This window comes from Bacillus tuaregi, assembly GCF_900104575.1.
Lineage (GTDB): Bacteria > Bacillota > Bacilli > Bacillales > Cytobacillaceae > Bacillus_BD > Bacillus_BD tuaregi.
Map to the genome: position 1 here is coordinate 630,212 of NZ_LT629731.1, position 17,312 is coordinate 647,523.

Annotated in this window: 13 protein-coding genes, 1 pseudogene and 1 riboswitch; of the genes and pseudogenes, 7 read left to right on the forward strand and 7 right to left on the reverse strand. The window is 42.5% G+C overall.

The window, feature by feature from the left end:
• Window positions 1-15: 15 nt before the first annotated feature.
• Entirely contained in the window at window positions 16-1,749 is a 1,734-nt protein-coding gene (locus BQ5321_RS05300; RefSeq protein ID WP_071393525.1) for a methyl-accepting chemotaxis protein, read from the reverse strand.
• A gap of 445 nt (window positions 1,750-2,194) precedes the next feature.
• Between BQ5321_RS05300 and BQ5321_RS24615 the strand changes: the two genes are divergently transcribed.
• The 3 genes from BQ5321_RS24615 (at window position 2,195) to BQ5321_RS05315 (ending at window position 3,320) form a co-directional block, all read left to right on the forward strand.
• Complete coding sequence (locus BQ5321_RS24615) at window positions 2,195-2,482, forward strand: hypothetical protein (RefSeq protein ID WP_071393526.1); 288 nt, start codon at window positions 2,195-2,197, stop codon at window positions 2,480-2,482.
• Window positions 2,479-2,835 carry a hypothetical protein gene (locus tag BQ5321_RS24620; protein WP_071393527.1) on the forward strand — a complete coding sequence of 119 codons (357 nt, stop codon included), beginning with the start codon at window positions 2,479-2,481 and terminating at the stop codon, window positions 2,833-2,835. Before BQ5321_RS24615 ends, BQ5321_RS24620 begins: the two co-directional genes overlap by 4 nt.
• 233 nt (window positions 2,836-3,068) lie before the next feature.
• The gene (locus tag BQ5321_RS05315; protein ID WP_315970083.1) at window positions 3,069-3,320 is read left to right on the forward strand and encodes a hypothetical protein; all 252 of its coding nucleotides are present in this window, start codon (window positions 3,069-3,071) and stop codon (window positions 3,318-3,320) included.
• Between the two features lie 48 nt (window positions 3,321-3,368).
• A riboswitch (cyclic di-AMP (ydaO/yuaA leader) is annotated at window positions 3,369-3,507 on the forward strand.
• Window positions 3,508-3,845: 338 nt separating this feature from the next.
• On the opposite strand, the pseudogene BQ5321_RS05320 reads toward BQ5321_RS05315, so the two are convergent.
• The 5 genes and pseudogenes from BQ5321_RS05320 to BQ5321_RS05345 all read right to left on the reverse strand — a co-directional run bounded on the left by BQ5321_RS05320 (window position 3,846) and on the right by BQ5321_RS05345 (window position 10,628).
• Window positions 3,846-5,414, reverse strand: a pseudogene (locus BQ5321_RS05320) (IS3 family transposase).
• Window positions 5,415-5,475: 61 nt separating this feature from the next.
• Complete coding sequence (locus BQ5321_RS05330; RefSeq protein ID WP_071393529.1) at window positions 5,476-5,859, reverse strand: hypothetical protein; 384 nt, start codon at window positions 5,857-5,859, stop codon at window positions 5,476-5,478.
• Window positions 5,834-7,126 carry a replicative DNA helicase gene (locus tag BQ5321_RS05335; RefSeq protein ID WP_234978358.1) on the reverse strand — a complete coding sequence of 431 codons (1,293 nt, stop codon included), beginning with the start codon at window positions 7,124-7,126 and terminating at the stop codon, window positions 5,834-5,836. The genes BQ5321_RS05330 and BQ5321_RS05335 overlap by 26 nt, the downstream gene beginning before the upstream one ends.
• Window positions 7,126-8,271 carry a DnaD domain protein gene (locus tag BQ5321_RS05340; protein ID WP_071393530.1) on the reverse strand — a complete coding sequence of 382 codons (1,146 nt, stop codon included), beginning with the start codon at window positions 8,269-8,271 and terminating at the stop codon, window positions 7,126-7,128. Before BQ5321_RS05340 ends, BQ5321_RS05335 begins: the two co-directional genes overlap by 1 nt.
• Window positions 8,272-8,726: 455 nt before the next feature.
• Window positions 8,727-10,628 carry an alpha/beta fold hydrolase gene (locus BQ5321_RS05345; RefSeq protein ID WP_071393531.1) on the reverse strand — a complete coding sequence of 634 codons (1,902 nt, stop codon included), beginning with the start codon at window positions 10,626-10,628 and terminating at the stop codon, window positions 8,727-8,729.
• A 572-nt stretch (window positions 10,629-11,200) separates the two neighbouring features.
• Here BQ5321_RS05345 and BQ5321_RS05350 point away from each other — a divergent pair.
• The 4 genes from BQ5321_RS05350 to nagZ all read left to right on the forward strand — a co-directional run bounded on the left by BQ5321_RS05350 (window position 11,201) and on the right by nagZ (window position 15,700).
• The gene (locus BQ5321_RS05350) at window positions 11,201-12,214 is read left to right on the forward strand and encodes an inorganic phosphate transporter (RefSeq protein WP_261798753.1); all 1,014 of its coding nucleotides are present in this window, start codon (window positions 11,201-11,203) and stop codon (window positions 12,212-12,214) included.
• 451 nt (window positions 12,215-12,665) lie between these two features.
• Window positions 12,666-13,913 carry an MFS transporter gene (locus BQ5321_RS05355; RefSeq protein ID WP_084786661.1) on the forward strand — a complete coding sequence of 416 codons (1,248 nt, stop codon included), beginning with the start codon at window positions 12,666-12,668 and terminating at the stop codon, window positions 13,911-13,913.
• 172 nt (window positions 13,914-14,085) lie between these two features.
• Window positions 14,086-14,325 (forward strand): hypothetical protein, encoded by a 240-nt coding sequence (locus tag BQ5321_RS05360; protein WP_071393533.1) that lies wholly within the window; start codon window positions 14,086-14,088, stop codon window positions 14,323-14,325.
• Window positions 14,326-14,404: 79 nt separating this feature from the next.
• On the forward strand, window positions 14,405-15,700 hold the full coding sequence (gene nagZ / locus BQ5321_RS05365) for a beta-N-acetylhexosaminidase (RefSeq protein WP_234978359.1): 1,296 nt from the start codon (window positions 14,405-14,407) through the stop codon (window positions 15,698-15,700).
• Between the two features lie 173 nt (window positions 15,701-15,873).
• Here the strand turns inward: nagZ and gnd are convergent, their stop codons facing one another.
• Entirely contained in the window at window positions 15,874-17,277 is a 1,404-nt protein-coding gene (gene gnd / locus BQ5321_RS05370) for a decarboxylating NADP(+)-dependent phosphogluconate dehydrogenase (RefSeq protein WP_071393535.1), read from the reverse strand.
• Window positions 17,278-17,312: the final 35 nt, after the last annotated feature.

The window sequence follows — 17,312 nt, forward strand, 5'->3', positions numbered from 1 at the left end:
TTGGATTGGGTTATCCTAATTATTTGCATCTGGGACAATGTCCCTCTGTCCCACTTTAAATTGAGCCACCAACCCCTGTAAATCTAAAGCCATTTGTGAGAGTGCGGTGGCAGCAGCAGTGATTTCTTCCATGGAGGCCAGTTGTTCTTCCGTTTTTGCCGCCACACTATGTGAATGGTCAGAGGTTTCTTTGGCAATGGTGGTTATTCCGTTAAAGGTAGACGAAACGTCTTTAACGGTTGCAGCGATATCTTCAGCTGTTAAGGCCATATTCCCAATTTGCAAGCTCATTTTTTCCATTGAATCCATAATTTCAGTGAAGCTGACATGAGCTTTTTCAACAATCACCAAGCCTTCTTGAGCTTCTCCCTTCACCCGATTCATTGAAACATTTGAATGAGAGACATCGTTTTGAATGCTTTGAATTAACTCAATGATTTGGATGGAGGATTGTTGGGTTTGTTCAGCTAATTTTCGAACCTCGCCAGCCACCACAGCAAATCCTTTTCCGTGTTCACCTGCGCGAGCCGCTTCAATCGCTGCATTCAATGCTAATAAATTGGTTTGGTCTGCAATATCCGTAATGACCTTTGTAATCTTGCCTATTTGTATCGACCGGTCCTCTAATTGTTTGATGAGCTTTTCACTTTCGGACACAGAGGCGTGAATGGATTCCATCTGATGAACCGTTTCTTCCACGTAGCTGCCGCCATTTCTTGCCAAATTGGTTGTAACGGCTCCAGTCTCTACAATTAAGAAAGAATTTTGAGCGATTTGACTGATTCCCTCCGTCACTCCTTCTATTGATAGGGCGCTTTCTTGAACACTTGCGGTTTGAGTCCCAGCACCCTCTGCCATTTGTTGAATAGCGGCTGTTATTTGCTCTGTAACCTGACTTGTTTGCTCGGAGCTTGCTGATAATTCTTCAGAAAAAGCTGCGACTTGTTCGGAGGTTTCCATGACTGTTTTGATCATGGTAGCTAGATTTTCTTTCATCCGATTGTAGCTCTCGGTTAACTCACCTAATTCATCACCTGATTCATCAACGAGTTCATTGGTAAAATCGCCCTGTCCTGCTTCTTCAAGAGCACTCGAGATGTTGGTTAATCTCTTCCGAAGAATACGGGTGAATAAATAAATAGCTGTAATGGAAAGCAGGATTACGATGATTAAAACGACAGCAAATGATTGGTTAAATGAAGAAAGGGTATCTTTTATGATGCTTTGCGATGATCCAACATAAAAAATCCCAATCGTTTCACCCGTTTTATCTTTAATTGGCATGTACGCTGTTTGATAGGTATGGCCAACCACATTTGCCTCACCATAATAATTTTTGCCTTCTTTTAAAACTTGGTCTGCAACTTCAGGTGAAACCTTCGTGCCGATGACACGTTTTCCATCCTTCATGACATTTGTTGCGACTCGAGTATCTTTCAGAAAAATGGTGACCGTATCCCCTGTATCTTTTCCTATTTCATCTAGATTCTTATCGTTTTCATTCATTAATATAGAGCCTTTAAATAATTGTCCGTTTTGAATATTCCAATCACCTGGATATTTCGTATCTAAGTAACGATAAGCTAAATTCAAATCACTTTTTGCTTTATACACAGCAAAATTCTTAATCCCAGAAGTAACCTCTTGAATCACGACAACGCTAATGACAACTGAAAAAAATAAAACAATAGATAATACGATAAAATTGATCTTAGTTCCTAATTTTAGTTTGAACCTTTTATTGAGCATCATCATTTCCCCTGCCAATTAGTAATGTAAGTCTATGTTGTGAGAGATTAAAAGGATAGTAAATAAACTGGAAGCCTGTATAAAGGAAATCATAAATAAAACATTTTTCTAAAAAAATAATTCACCTATTAAAACATTATCCTAATTCTCCCTATAGCAGAAAAAACTGCTATCCCCAACACGAATTTAACTGGAATAATATTATCAATATATAATATTCTTCCGGAAAAGAATAGTCTTTTTGAAACATATGGAAGGGAGGTTTGGGACGGAGGGACAGGTTTGTCCCAAATTTCTATATGCACGACAAAGCCCTATCCTTGGGTTGGATAGGGCTTTGCATTGTGTTATCCTAATTGTTTATTTCAGGGACAATGGACTGTCCCCTCGTCCCAATTAGTTATACAATGAAGAGGATATAAATTTTTACAACTAGGAGAGACAGATGGACGCGAAAGAACAATCATTGCTGAATTATTATTATCGTAAATTGGTGGAGCAGACATTTGATGAGAAGGATGTCTATTCTTTCTTGACCTTAATCCGGAATCGCTGCCAAGAGATTCGTAGTATTCATGAGCTTACAGATTTTGTTGTGCAGCGTGAACAGTATACAGGTTTTATCAAGGACTATTTATTTGAAATGCGAAAAAGGTTTGAAAGCCTTGGAAAAACGAAACAGCGCTTCGAATTGAAGATGTATTTTCCTTCAAGGAAATCAAAAGCGGAGTGAACAAGGCATTGGAGGAAGTTCAGTTAAGTGGTTTAACCAACGAGCAGCTGAATGATTTGGTCACATGCCTTATTTCGGTGCTCCAGCAGATTTCTATCAAGGAAAATGATAAAGAAATTGGGAAGCTCTTTTTTGCCCTCTCGCAAAAACAAATCATCTTGATGGCGGAGATAGAGGTCAGCCAAAATATGTTTAAAAAGACGAATGCGGTCTTTCCTATCCTGACCGCCAATAATTATTATCTCGAGATGAAAAAACAGGATCGGTTTGATACACCGTATTTGTTTGCTGATGAAGTGATTGAAATAAAGAACCGTGATGGAAAGCTGGAAATTGTGATACTGGGGACATGAGGGACGGGTATATTTCCTAGTAATCTGAGAATCTTAATTCCAAATTGCTGTCCCAAGACCTTCATAAACCTGGTGTCATAAAATTGTCAAAAAATTTTTACAATTATCCAATCAAAATGGTGTACAATAACATATGTAGGAGGTAAGCTTGTTTTGTATAAATAAATAGGCACCTTCAATCGATTAAGAAAGGGGGCAAAAAATAGCAGCGTTTAAGTAAAGCAAATGAACAAATGATTGTTAGGCGAAACGGCATTGGGATAATTCTGGAAATTAAAAATAAAAGCGAGGGAACTTTTAAAATGTGGGTTATTACTGTGTATGGAAAAAATGATGTTCAAATGTTTGAATTTGATAATCAAGAAGAGGCTAAAGAATCTTTTAAGAAAATCAAGGGAAGCAAAGTCCTTACTGAGGTTATCTACTATAATGACTTTGATTCAGAACTTATCGAAGAGGCTTATGTAAACTCCAAAGTTTCTTAAAAGAGACAGTACCTTTTTACTTACCCAATACCAACAAAAAAGTTTCCAAATTCTAAATCGCCGAAACCATAGAGTGCGGGGGAACCATCTGGATTCAGTAGAATCCAAGGGGTGAATCCTTTACATAGGTAGGGCTACTCTGGCCCGAATCCGTCAGCTAACCTCGTAAGCGTTATAGAGAAAGAACTTGGGGCTTATGGCATCCAAGAAAAAGTGTCTACAGGTCATGAATACATGAACTTGTAGGCACTTTTTTATTTTAGGCTCTGATACACTGGGAGGTTGATTTCCGTTCCTAAACCTCATCTCTCCGATAAACCCCAATCACCGCTGGAAAGCTCAAGTAATCCTTCTTTAACTCGGTGTTTGTCAATATAGTTGTCGCATTTAGCTACTTTAGTATTCTAATAGAATTTTCCCAATGCCCTAGCTTAGTCAAGGCTACCGCGCTGCGCTTGGTGCCCTGGTGATTTGAATCGAAAGTAAAAGCTTGCTTTCAATTCAAATCACCAGGAAATATGGATCCTATGGTTTTCTTAATACTTTACCCTGTCCCTCATCTCGCATTGGATTTAGTGCTACTTTCTCATTTGGTGCCCAATTTCTTGTGCCTCTTGCCCAACGTTCTGGATGCTTATCCTTTGCGACTTCGTATACCTTTTTTCGCTTTTCCAATATAGCTAAGTGTTCTCCGGTATGACACTGCACAGGCGTCACAAAATTTAGCCCACTATGCAGGTGAATTTCGTTGTACCAATAGACAAATTGCTGTGCCCACTTTCTTGCTTCTTCTAGTGATGCAAAACCTTTATGTGGATAATCCGGTCGATATTTGAGTGTCCGAAACATTGCCTCTGAGTAAGGATTATCATTACTCACACGCGGTCTTGAAAAGGAGCTTTGAATACCTAATTTCTCTAGTAAACTTAAGAATGTTTCAGCTTTCATCGGGCTACCGTTATCTGAATGCAGCACAAGTGGTGCCCCTTGTATTTTTTCATTGATTACTGCTTTTTTCACAAGCATTTCAGCGTGCTTTGATTCTTCTGTTTCCCAAACTTCCCAGCCAACTGCCTTTCTACTAAATAAATCGATAATTAAATAGAGTCGATAATATAAACCTCTCACCGGTCCGCCAAGCCACGTAATATCCCATGTCCACACTTGATTTGGTGCTGTTGCCAGATGACTCTCAGGGACTCTTTTACCAGGTTTTTGACTACGACCGCGATGATGTTGCATTTTTTCTTCACGTAATACTCGATAAAAAGTTGATTCTGAAGCAATGTAAGTTCCTTTGTCTGCCAGCTTTGGTACAATCTGTGTCGGCGGTAAATCGACGTATTCTTTCTGCTTAATCACTGTCAGAATTTCTTCTTTTTCTTCTTCAGACAACTTATTTTTCGGTATGGGTCTTTTCGCAAAATGGACGCTGATCGACTTTCACGTTTCCATCTTCCACCCAGCGCTCATATGTTCGAACACTAATATGAAGTTCCTCACAAGCCTTCGCTAATCGCGCACCATTTTGATTAGCTTCTTGGATGAGTTCAACTGCTAATGCGCGATTTGACGGGCTAATCATTCTTCCTCGTTGTCCCCCCAAATCGCTTGGGCCTTTTTTCGCAAAAGTAATAAAGCCGCAGCTTCTGCGAGTGCCTTTTCTTTCTTTTGAAGCTCTTTTTCTAATTCCTTAGCACGCTTCTGTTCTTCCTTCAGAGCTCCATTTAGCTGTTTACTTTGGTCGAAGGCCTGACCATTTGCTTGAAGGCATACCGTTTTCCATGCTTCAATTTGTTCACGATACAAACCTTTTTTACGACAATACTCGGCAAGCTCCGTTTCATTCATCGCGAACGTCTCCATCACGATTAAAAACTTATCTTGGCTGCTCCATTTATCACTTGTTTTTCCATTACCGGGAGTGGCCATACCATCTGCGCGCGCTGCCCTACGCCATTTGTACAATGTCACATCTGAAATACCCAATTCTTTCGAGATTACCGGTACAGATTCATTATTTGGCGGCATCATTCGTTTGATAATAGCCTCTTTTTGTTCTTGCGTATATCGTGCTCCATTTTTTTCAGTCATATCGATCAACCTCCGTGTTATTTACTTAACTATAACACTAAAGTATCGTACGACATCTATCCTAACAGAGAGGGAACTCGCGGAAGCTCACAAATTCATTTCCTCTGACAATCGTGAAATCTAACGAATATTCATGACAATTGCGCGGGACAAGGCTCCAGGTTCTTTTGATTAGATCGCTGGCCTGCTGTGGATTCTTGGCAAAAACGAACACAAACTCATCACGGGTAATTTTTAAAGCATAGACCTTCTCAACCGAAATACAAAGATAATTTTGCTTTGTCCATTCGTCGACCAGCTCGGTATCGATCTGTACCTGACTCAGAATGGTATGGGAATCATTTGGTGACACCAGGCCCTCCCGCATCAGGTAATAGAGGGAATGGGCCGTATAGGAATAGTCATTCTGAACAGCTTCTTCAAATAGCTCTTTGATGGTCGGCATCCTTGATCTCCCCCGTATTCTCATTGTAGACGGCATGGGCTGTACCTACTGGCCCGTTTCGATTTTTCGTTATAATAAGCTCCAATGCTGGATTCTTCACTGAGCGGTCATAATATTTCTCGCGGTAAAGTAGAATCATCATATCTGCGTCCTGCTCGACACAGCCGGAGTCTCGAATGTCACTCATGCTTGGGCGCTTATCCTGCCGCTGCTCAACCGAGCGATTCAGCTGGGCAAGGCAGACAACCGGACAGTTGAAATCCTTTGCCATCGCCTTCAGGCCTTTAGAGATTTCGCCTATCTGCTGATTGGCGTTGCCGCCGTAGGTGTCATTCGGTGTGATGAGCCCCAAATAATCGATAAACACAATCGGCTTCCTATCAGGGAATTCATGAATCATTTTGCGTAGCTTTGCCCGCATCATTGGGACGCTTTGGCTGGAGCCGTCGAATAGCTGAATTTCCGTTTCATTCAGCCTGCCTAATACAGTTGACCAATGGTTTTTTTGCGCTTCCGTTAAATGCTGATAAGGATCCCGCATTTTCGCCCGATTGAAGCCTCCGGTGCTGGCAATCAATCGCTTTGTGATGTTATGAGCGGGCATTTCCAATGAAAAAATCACCGGCAGATAGCGCTGCCAGCCGGCTTGCTTTGCCAGATGAAGCATCACATCGGTTTTTCCCATACTGGGTCTTGCTGCAATGATGGTTAAATCTCCGTCCTGAAAGCCATTTGTAAAGGCGTCGAGCTGTGCGATTCCAGAAAGAGCAGTGGGTGGCTGCTTTGCCTCGCACCAAGGATCATCATAAACAGCCAAAAGCTCGTCGTTGATGGACCGATGATCGTTGATCTTGGCTTGATTCATATTTTGTAAAGCGGAGATCACTCGATCCATGGCCCATTCTTCTTTTACCGCCAAGGTTAAAATGTTCTTCTTCTCGCGTTGCTTCCAGTCCTCGAGCACGATATCCTCATAAGACTCATAACGCTCAGGATTGGCATAGGATAAAAGCTCCTGGACATACGAAAGTCCACCGAAAATTTCAGGATCTCCCTCAAGTGCAATGGTTACCGAGTCTACGGCTCTCGATTGGCTATGTATTTTTTTCATCAGCCTTAGTAACAGCCTATGCCGTCCTTCCGCAAAATGTTCTGGCAGGATGGAGGTGTCTTGCAGCAGATGATTTTCTTTTAAAAAGCTTCCCAGCAATGCCTTTTCAGCTAAACACAGTTGAGGCATCGTCCCAATTGTCTGCTCAGATTTCATCACCAATCCTCCCCTTCTGTTAAATCAAGCTGAAAGCTGCGGGAAATATCTCGGCCTTTATCATGCTGTCGGTATGGGCGGGTTGGCTTTTTGCTTTGATCACGGTTAATTTCATGCTTCACCAAATCCGAAATGGTCTTAATTCCTAAACGAGTCCAGTTGGAGAGAATGGTCCATAGGTAACCTAACCCCGGCTTGGAGGCCCGCTTCACTCTTTCAATCGCCTCCAAAATGAGCTCCATTGTCATGCGTGAACGGTTCAAATGGGTTTCGAGCATTTGAACGTGATTCGATCGAAGCGCATAGCCAAAAACAGCTTTCCAGGTTTCAACGACTTCAGACGAAAGGGAATGCTTCTGTGTGTCTGTCTGTTGTTGTCTAAATAATGCGGAACAAACTTCGGAATCTGTTTCCGAACCTGAGCGGTGATTGGAATGATGTTCGGTAATCGTTTCCGAACCTGAGCGGTGATTGGAATGATGTTCGGTATTTTTTTTCGAGCATGAGCGTTGCTCGGATTGAAGTTCGGTAATATTTTCCGAGCATGAGTGGTGCTCGGATTGAAGTTCGGTAATATTCTCCGAGCATGAGTGGTGCTCAGAATAAAATTCGGTAATATTTTCCGAGCCAAAGTGATGTTTGGCATGATGTTGAGGTAGATTTTGCGAAACTGAGTGGTTCTCGGAATAGGATACATTGATATGTTCCAATTCGAAGCGTTGTCTGGAATCACTTTTGGTCTTATCAAGCTCGGAATGAAATCCTGCTGATGGGACTGCATTCACATTTTTTTCGGCGCTATCAGAGGAAATTGTTTTTTCAGAAGGATATTTGTTCGTCTGCTGAGTTTCTTGGAAAAGCTCCAGACTCTGGAAAGGAATGATCCGATATCTTGGGGCTTTTCCTTGTCTTGAGACATAATCAATCCGGCCTTTTTCCTTCAGCTCTTTGCGGGCCTTCCGTAACGTGCGGTCTGTTAGATTCGTTTTGACACATAGCACCGACTCCGCAACAGAAAAGTGATGATTCCCGCCTGACTTATGATTCATATGCATCAATGCGTACCATACATTAATCGCCGACGGCGAAAGCGGATGTAATTCCAGCCAACTATAAAAAGCAGACATTTCCTGTACATAATCCATTCTGAATCCCTCACCCTATGTAGTATTTGTCCTGAACTACCTTCATAGTTGTTATATAGATAAGAGGTGGAAAAAGGTCCTATGAGTTGAGGGAGAAGGGGAGATTTTTATTGGGATGTCATAGAATCTTCACATAAATAGAGTGGCTGTGACGATTGTTTCTGGTGGTTTGTTAAATTGGAGGGGATATTTTTGCAAAAGAGATCGAGTTCTTTAACTTCATTCAGCAGAAGTCCTCCACTTCTACAAGTGGGGGATGAATGGGAATGGTACTTCGATTCAGTAGGGGTTCAAACCCCGGCTGAATCGAAGTAGCAGTTTCAGTTATTGGGAGTGTTGATACTTGGTTTGTGAGTGATAAAAAGTGACAGGCACGCCCCGAACATAAGCATTGGATTTCGAGGGCAAATAATCATTTAAAAAGAAGCACGAAATCCGTGCTTCAAATAATCGAACTATTGATTAGCCTGATCCATGCGATACAGCATCGTAACAATATGAGACCGCTTCATTGGTTCATTTGGCTTAAAGGAGGTATAGTTTTTCGGTGCTTGTCCATTTGAATCAAGATAGCCATCAACAAGGTTGTGATCATATAACCATTGAACAGCCTCTTCCTCGCTTACGGTGCTTTCGGTAAAGGTGCTAACAAGCAGAACGGCTGCTTCGCCTCTTGATAGGGCAGCATTTCCCTTTTCTTTTACAGGAAGACCGTATGATTTGGCAAGAGAATAGATGTTGGCTAATGATTCATCCTTCAAGTCCTCGCCTAATTTATACCGTAAAAAGACTCGTAAATACTCGCTTTCAGTCATTGGCTGGTATGGCTTCAATACTTTTTCCACTTCATAGCCCTTGATAATACCTTCACCGATGGCCCAGGCAAATGGTTCTGACCAGAATAGACCTGGCTCGTAATCCTTATAGACTGTTAAATCAACGTCCGTTTCCTCGGTGATAGTGCCTGTCTTGACCCATTCAGCGATATCGTTAATCATCTCCTCCGCGACATTTCCTGGTGTCATATATTCGGTCATTCCGTCTGGCTCAGCTGGATAATTGGCAAGGAAATGCATCATATCAGGATACAATTGATACTGGGCATTCTTCCGACCGTCTAAAGCAGCTTTCCAGTTTTCCAAATGCTCAGCAGGGACTTGGATATCCTTTCCGCCCTGTAAAAATAGCAGTGGGACATTTTGCTCTTTTATCAGCTCTGCTGGGTCGTAGTCATTTAAATCAAACCACCAGTAAGCCGGAGTCAATTGGAATTCAGGCGGCAGGTTGTCTCGTGAATATTGTGGATCATTGAGATAAGTAATCTGTGATTTTAGCCAATCCACCTGGGCTTTAGCTGCATCAAGCTGCTCCTGTGGCGCATTCATTTCTTCGGCACGCAAGAGTGACTGCTCCATTTGCCATAATAACAGCTCATGGAATTTACCGGTTGGACCTGCAACTCCGATACCGCCTTTTATATCCTTGGATTTGTCATTTTCCAAAATAAGTGGTAAAGCATATCCGCCTTGGCTGTGTCCTAGTACGAAGATATTTTTGCTATCCACTTTTGGAATGGATTTCAATGCTTCTACCGCGAGATTGGCATCCTCAACGGTTTCCTCCATGATGGAAAACTTAGGGTCCATGCTTGATTTTATCGAATGTGTATTGGTTCTTTTATCATAACGAAGCACGGCAACCCCATGATTCGCCAGCCCTACTGCCATATCACGGAATGGCTTAAAGCCATAAGCTGTTTCGTCCATATCGTTTGGCCCTGAACCGTGGACAAGAACAACCACTGGAAATGGTCCATCACCTTTAGGGAGTGTTAAGACACCTGGCAATGTGAAAGGAGCATCACCAATCGTGATTTGTTTTTCTATATAATTCTCAGGATGGTTATAGTCTGGATTAATGATTTGACTCGGGTCACTGGCCTGTTCCGGATGAAAATCAACAACTTTTCCATTTTCATCATAGTTAAACACGAATACTAATGGTCCATTCGCGGCAGTGACAAGGAGCTTTACCTTCTGATGAAGACCATTATGTTGATTCTCCTGCAGTACAACGTTATTAATTTTTCCATAAGCATTTAAACCTGCCCAAAGCTGTGGCAATTGTTCCTTTGGCAAAAATTCCTGCAGCTGCTCGCTTAATAAAGGATAAAGCGTATCCCAGTCCTGCTGCTCCGCTAGCGAAATAAAATCCTTCGCTGCCTTTTCAAAATCTGCTTGTTTCATAGACTGCTCCGCATAGACCGCTGGAGCAGGAAGAGTTCCCCCAACGCCAACCGCTGCGATTCCAAGCGTACTGGCTAAAAGCCACTTTGCCATCACTGTGTGTTTTTTCACAAATATACCTCCTTTTAATGCGCTCATACATAGTATTCTATTAGTTCTATAGAATTCCTGCTTAAAAAGTGACAGGCACGCCCCGAATAATCTTGTTTCACAGAATGTTTCACGGACGTTTATTTGTATCATTGGAGATACGGTAATTTTTCGGTTAAAGAGTACATGATTTACCCCACACTTCAGAAGAAGTCTCCACATGTCAAAGATGAAGGAAGGCTAAGCTGTCTACTAAATTCCATATAATTTACACAATCTGTCCTGTTGTTTCCATAGTTCTGGTATTTTATTATGATATAATTTTGATAGTACTATATATACTGAATATTGAATTTTACTGATAGACGTGCCGGGGTACGATGAGGTTTTCACGCTTGATTCGGAATGAATAGCGGCTTTTCGTTTCATTGCCACTTGTGGCAATACAGCATCAGACTCCGGAAGAAATGATCATGAAACCGAAGGAAGATGATGATGATGCTTGAAATGGTATTGGCGCAAGGCTCATTAATCTCGCACGGAAGTCGTATCCTATGGTTATAACGTTCATGGACTTCATCTCAGAATTTAGCATGAATCCGGCATTAATTATCACGACCGTTCTCACATTGGGAGTCATCATTGTGAATGGGTGGACTGATGCCCCTAACGCCATCGCTACTTGTATCTCTACCCGTGCCATGCGGATGGGGTCGGCTATCTTCATGGCGGCCGTGTTCAACCTGCTCGGTGTAATCGCCATGACCATGCTCAATCAAAAGGTGGCAGAGACTATTTACAATATGGTCGATTTCCATGGTGATGTAGATGATGCCCTGGTTGCGTTATGTGCAGCCTTGACAGCGATTGTCCTTTGGGCAACGGCAGCGTGGGTATTTGGAATTCCAACTAGTGAGAGTCATGCATTAATTGCCGGGCTTTCAGGAGCAGCCATTGCTTTACAGGGGGGATTCTCTGGCATTAATGGCGAGGAATGGGTCAAGGTTCTCTATGGTTTAGTCCTTTCTACTGTACTGGGCTTTGTCCTTGGCTTTGTCGTGGTCAAGCTTGTTGAGCTTTTCTGCAGGAGGATGGATCGTCAGAAAACGAACCGTTTTTTTGGCAAAGCGCAGATTATGTCCGCCGCCGGCATGGCATTTATGCATGGGGCACAGGATGGTCAGAAATTCATTGGTGTTTTCCTGCTAGGGATGTTTCTATCGAAGGGGCAGACGCAAGCTGCCGAAGTGATTATACCATTATGGCTGATGATTATTTGTGCGTCCGTGATGGGGCTCGGTACATCCATTGGCGGCTATCGCATCATCAAGTCGGTTGGCATGGATATGGTCAAGCTGGAAAAATATCAGGGCTTTTCTGCAGATTTGGCAGGGGTAATCTGCTTATTACTCTCCACGGCTGGTGGCATACCGGTTTCAACCACCCATACAAAAACAACCGCAATTATGGGCGTGGGAGCTGCAAGGCGTATTAGGAATGTTAATTTAGGCATTGTCCGAGAAATGGTACTCGCCTGGGTGCTGACATTCCCCTGCTGTGGATTGGTCGGTTACTTGATCGCCAAGCTGTTCATATCGATTTTTTAAAGCCGGTAAAAGGTGAAATTGCATGGAGTGACAGGCACCGCCCGAAAAATCTTGTTTCACAGAATGTTTCACAGAGATAGGTTCATAGAAGAAATGGAGTGGGATGATTCTGCCTTGTATTGATTAGGTAGAAATTACCTTTAGCATAATGCTAGAACGATTACAGCGTTTCACGTTATGATGTGTAAGGACTTTCTGCATCTTCGCATATCAAAATATAGATTTTGAACTGGCTATTAGCTACATATTTAAATAAAAGCAGGGGAAGGTTCCAATTCCCTTGCTTTCTTCTTGTACAAACTAGGCTGTGTGGATAAAGGGCATGTGGCCATGCGTTTGATTCGGTTTGCATCACTTAATCTACATGTATGCAGACCTTTGAGAGACCAATTCTCCAAAAACTAACAACTACAGAATCTATAACTAAAAAGAGGGAGGAATCATAGATTAAATGAAAGAGAAATTTCCATGGCTGTATTTATTGCTGCTATCAAGCGTGACCTTTATGGGGATACTGTCAGAGCTGGTACCTTCGGGAATTCTGCCTGAAATGAGTGAAGGTCTGCAGGTTTCCTATTCATCTATCGGACTATTAGTCAGTATTTATGCGATTGCCTCTACGGTCGGAACGATCCCGTTAATCACCTTGACGATGCCGATGAACAGAAAAAAACTGTTGACGATCCTGATGTATGTTTTCGGGGTTTCCAATTTAATCATTGCCTTTTCGCCGTCCTATTTTCTAATCGCTGCTGCCAGACTTGTCGGAGGAATCTCTGCTGGTGTGCTGTGGCCAATGGTGTCGGCCTATGCAATGCGTCTCGTATCCCCTAGGCAGCATGGAAGAGCCATTGCAGTTACCATGGCCGGAAGCACCCTTGGTCTTGGGGTCGGTTTACCGATTATGACCACAATTGGTACGGAGCTTGGCTGGAGAATCGAATTTGGCGTTCTGTCGGCGATTATTTTTGCGATTGCCGTTTTGGGTCAGGTGATTTTACCGTCTATTGCAGGGGAACAACGAACAAAAACAAATTCACCTTTTTACATCATTCGCAATAAGTCCGTCGTCATTTGCTTGGTCGTGACCTTCCTCACGATTATGGCCCATTATGGTTTGTATACGTATATTGCCCCGCTTGTCGAAGATATTAGCTTTGCCGGCGGAATCAAGCTGGCCTCCATTCTGTTTGGGATTGGGACGATCCTGTCCGTTGTCATGGCAGGTAAAGTCATCGATACTCACCTTCGAGCTCTGACAGCCTTTATGTTAAGTTTGGCTTTTGGCACGATGCTGTTGTTTGTGGGTTTTAAAGGTGCAGCTTTTATCTCACATCTAGCCTTCCTTTTATGGGGCATTTCCTTCGGAGCGCTTGTTTCGATTTTTCAGGCGGCTGTCACGAGACAGGTCGCTACTGGAAAAGATGTGGCAACCTCCCTGCAATCGAGTACCTTTAACTTGGGTATTGTGTTTGGAAGTGCATTGGGCGGCACGATCTTAGAGAATTTATCCGTATTCCATATCATTTATGTCACGATTGCTTTACTAGTTCTCCCAATTCTTTTGAGTCTTTTTGCAAAAAAAACCTTCTGGCAGGGGGACGTGAATGCAGGAGAAGTGGAAACAGCACACAAAAGCTATAGTGACAGGCACCGCCCGAAAAATCTTGTTTCACAAAATGTTTCACAGATTGACTGATAGAGAAATATTACTGTGAGTGGATTCAACTGTCCTGATGTTAAATGATTAGCTCCGAATTTATTCAACCGATGAATGCAGAGGAATCCAATCCAGTAGCACTATCAGCTCTAGTAATCCAAAGTCACATTTGTTACGATATTTATTAAGTCAAATGCTAAGAAGGTCTACGATGGAGAAAAATCAACTAGAGTGGAAAAAATTCCTTGAGCAGCAGCTGGAATGGGGTAAACAAAGGGATCGAATATTAGAACAAATAGAGAAGAAGCTTTTTGAAATGAAAAGTATTGCCGAATATGCTGCACAGCATGAACTTTCAAAGACGGAAGCGGAAAAGTTAAATGAGCAATTGAATGTGCTAAAGGATGAAATACATGCGCTTGAAGAATGTTCACGCCATATGGTTCATTGATTGCTCAAAAGTAAGAGGTCTGTTGCACCCTTGATGTAGCTTACCTAGAAAAAACAGTATTTAGATTAGGATGATGGTCATGACAAAAAAGAGAATCGCCACGTTATATAGTATTGTATTTTTATTAGCGATTGTCCTTTCATTGGTATTAGTCTTCTTTTTCAACCAGGATAAAGATTCTACGAAACCAAATGAAGAGCTCCAGAATGAACAGGATATTAAAAATGAGGAGCCTAGAGATCCAGATTCAGAGCCTAGAGATCCAGATTCAGAGCCGAGCAAAGATAACGGTGACACGCCGGAAAATAAGCTGGAGAAAAAGGTTGAGACTATCATGGAAAATATGAGTCTGCGCGAAAAAATCGGTCAATTAATGATTGTTGGTTTTCAAAGTTCGCAGGTGGATGACCATATTACGGAAATGATTACGGATTACAACGTCGGCGGCGTTATTTACTACGATCGGAATATGAAAACGCCAAGGCAGGTGGCGGAGTTGTCCAATGATTTGCAGGAGCTTGCCTCACAAACTCAGCACAAGCTTCCCCTGATGCTAAGCATTGACCAAGAGGGTGGAGCGATTGTCCGCATGAAGGAGCATGTTACCCCGATTCCGTCACAGCAAACATTAGGCCAGCAGGGCGATGCGGCCGCTGTTTATCATACCGCTTATCTTACTGGTCAGGAATTGTCTACCATGGGGATTCATGTGAACTTTGCGCCTGTTTTAGATTTATCGGATCAGGACAGCCGTTCTTTCGGATCGGACCCAGAGAAAGCGAACCTCTTCGGCCAGGAAGTCATTAAGGGTCTAGTAGACTCTGGAATGGTAGCGACCTTAAAGCATTTTCCTGGTCATGGACGAACCAATGTCGATCCTCACAAGGATACCTCATCCGTTGAAGTAGATCGGTTCGACTTAGAAAATCAAGACCTTTATCCGTTTAAAAAAACAATAGAGCAAATCGACCATCAGAGCTTTTTCGTCATGGTGACACATGTTAAATATCCTGCTTATGATGAAGTGAATCCAGCTAGTATCTCGCCAACCATTATTCAAGAGCTGCTAAGGGATGAGCTGGGCTACACGGGCATCGTCGTAACTGATGACTTGGAAATGGGCGCCGTGAATAAATACTTCACCTATGAGGACCTAGGCTATAAGGCTGTGGAAGCAGGAGCCGATATATTACTCGTATGTCATACATTAGAAAATCAGAAAAAAGTATTTAATGGCATTCTAGAAGCTGTAGAAACAAATCAATTGTCGGAAGAGAGAATTGATGAAGCAGTCAAACGAATCCTGATGTATAAGCTTTCTTCACTGAAAAACACTCATGTGGACCCTTCACGTGCTGAAAAGATGGTTGGGTGACACCAGATGGGTGACAGGCACCACCCGAAAAATCTTGTTTCACAGAATGTTTCACAGAGAAGATGTATATAAAAGAAAAGCAGGGGAAATGAAATCTCCTGCTTTTCTTTTGTATTTATATCATGCAAATAGTGGGGTTTATAACAGGATGGTGCCTGTCACACCCAATTCGGTCACACCCAATTCGTATGAAAAACGCCTTCTAAATCACGTCGTTCGTACGTGTGGGCACCAAAGTAATCCCGTTGGGCCTGTAGAAGGCTCGCACTGGAGGTTCCGGTACGATAGCTGTCAAAGTAGGTAAGGGAGGCACTTAGGCATGGGAATGAGATTCCTGCTTGAATACCTTCACAAACGACCTTTCGTAAGCCGTTTTGATAATCCTTAATCATCTCCACAAAATAGGGTGAGATTAATAGATTGGATAGGTTAGGCTCTTCCGCATAGGCTTCACTGATGACATTTAAGAATTTCGCGCGAATGATGCAGCCGCCGCGGAAGATCAGGGCGATATCTTTTAATGGTAAATCCCATCCATACAACTCTGAAGTCATTTTATATTGGGTAAAGCCCTGGGCGTAGGCACATACTTTTCCCATATATAAAGCCTGTCTCACGAAGTCAATCCATACATTTTTATCAAGAGTTTCTTGACCTTTAATTGGTCCTGATAGGATGTGTTCAGCTTTCACGCGTTCCTCTTTTAATGAAGAGATATAACGAGCGAATAAGGATTCAGTAATAATTGAAGTAGGGATTCCGTTATCGATCGCTTGAATGCTTGTCCATTTACCGGTTCCTTTTTGCCCTGCTTTATCAAGAATCACATCAACAAGTGGTAAATCGGTAATCTCATCCTTTTTCCTTAAAATCTCTGCCGTAATTTCGATTAAATAGCTCTTCAGCTCACCTTGATTCCACTCATCAAAGATATCGGCAATTTCCTCAACAGATAAACCTAATCTTTCTCGTAAAAAGGAATAGGCCTCTGTAATCAGCTGCATGTCGGCATATTCGATTCCATTATGGACCATTTTGACAAAATGTCCCGCACCTTTAGGTCCGATATACACACAGCAAGGCTCACCGTCTACCTGCGCCGCAATTTTCGTTAGAATAGGGGCGACTTTTTCATAAACCTCTCTGTCACCGCCAGGCATAATCGATGGACCGGTTAACGCGCCGACTTCTCCGCCTGAAATCCCAATTCCTAAATAACCGATGCCCTTTGCCTTCAGCTCCTCATAGCGGCGTTCTGTGTCCTCATAATGAGAATTTCCGCCGTCCATAATAATATCGCCTTCCTCCAGAAGAGGAACTAACGTGCTGATAACCGAATCAATCGCTTTACCTGCCGTCACCATTAAGAAAATTTTACGCGGTTTTTCTAGTGATTGGACAAAGTTCTCTACCTCGTAGTAGGGAGTCATACTTTGTCCATCAAGCTTTTCCACAAGCTTGTCGGTTAAATCCCTTGTGTAATTATAAACGGCCACCTGCTCTCCGTTGTTCGCCATATTTAACGCAATATTACTGCCCATAACTCCTAAACCAATCACACCAATGGTATGTAACATCTATAATCGACTCCTTTTTTTCAGAATAATAGGCA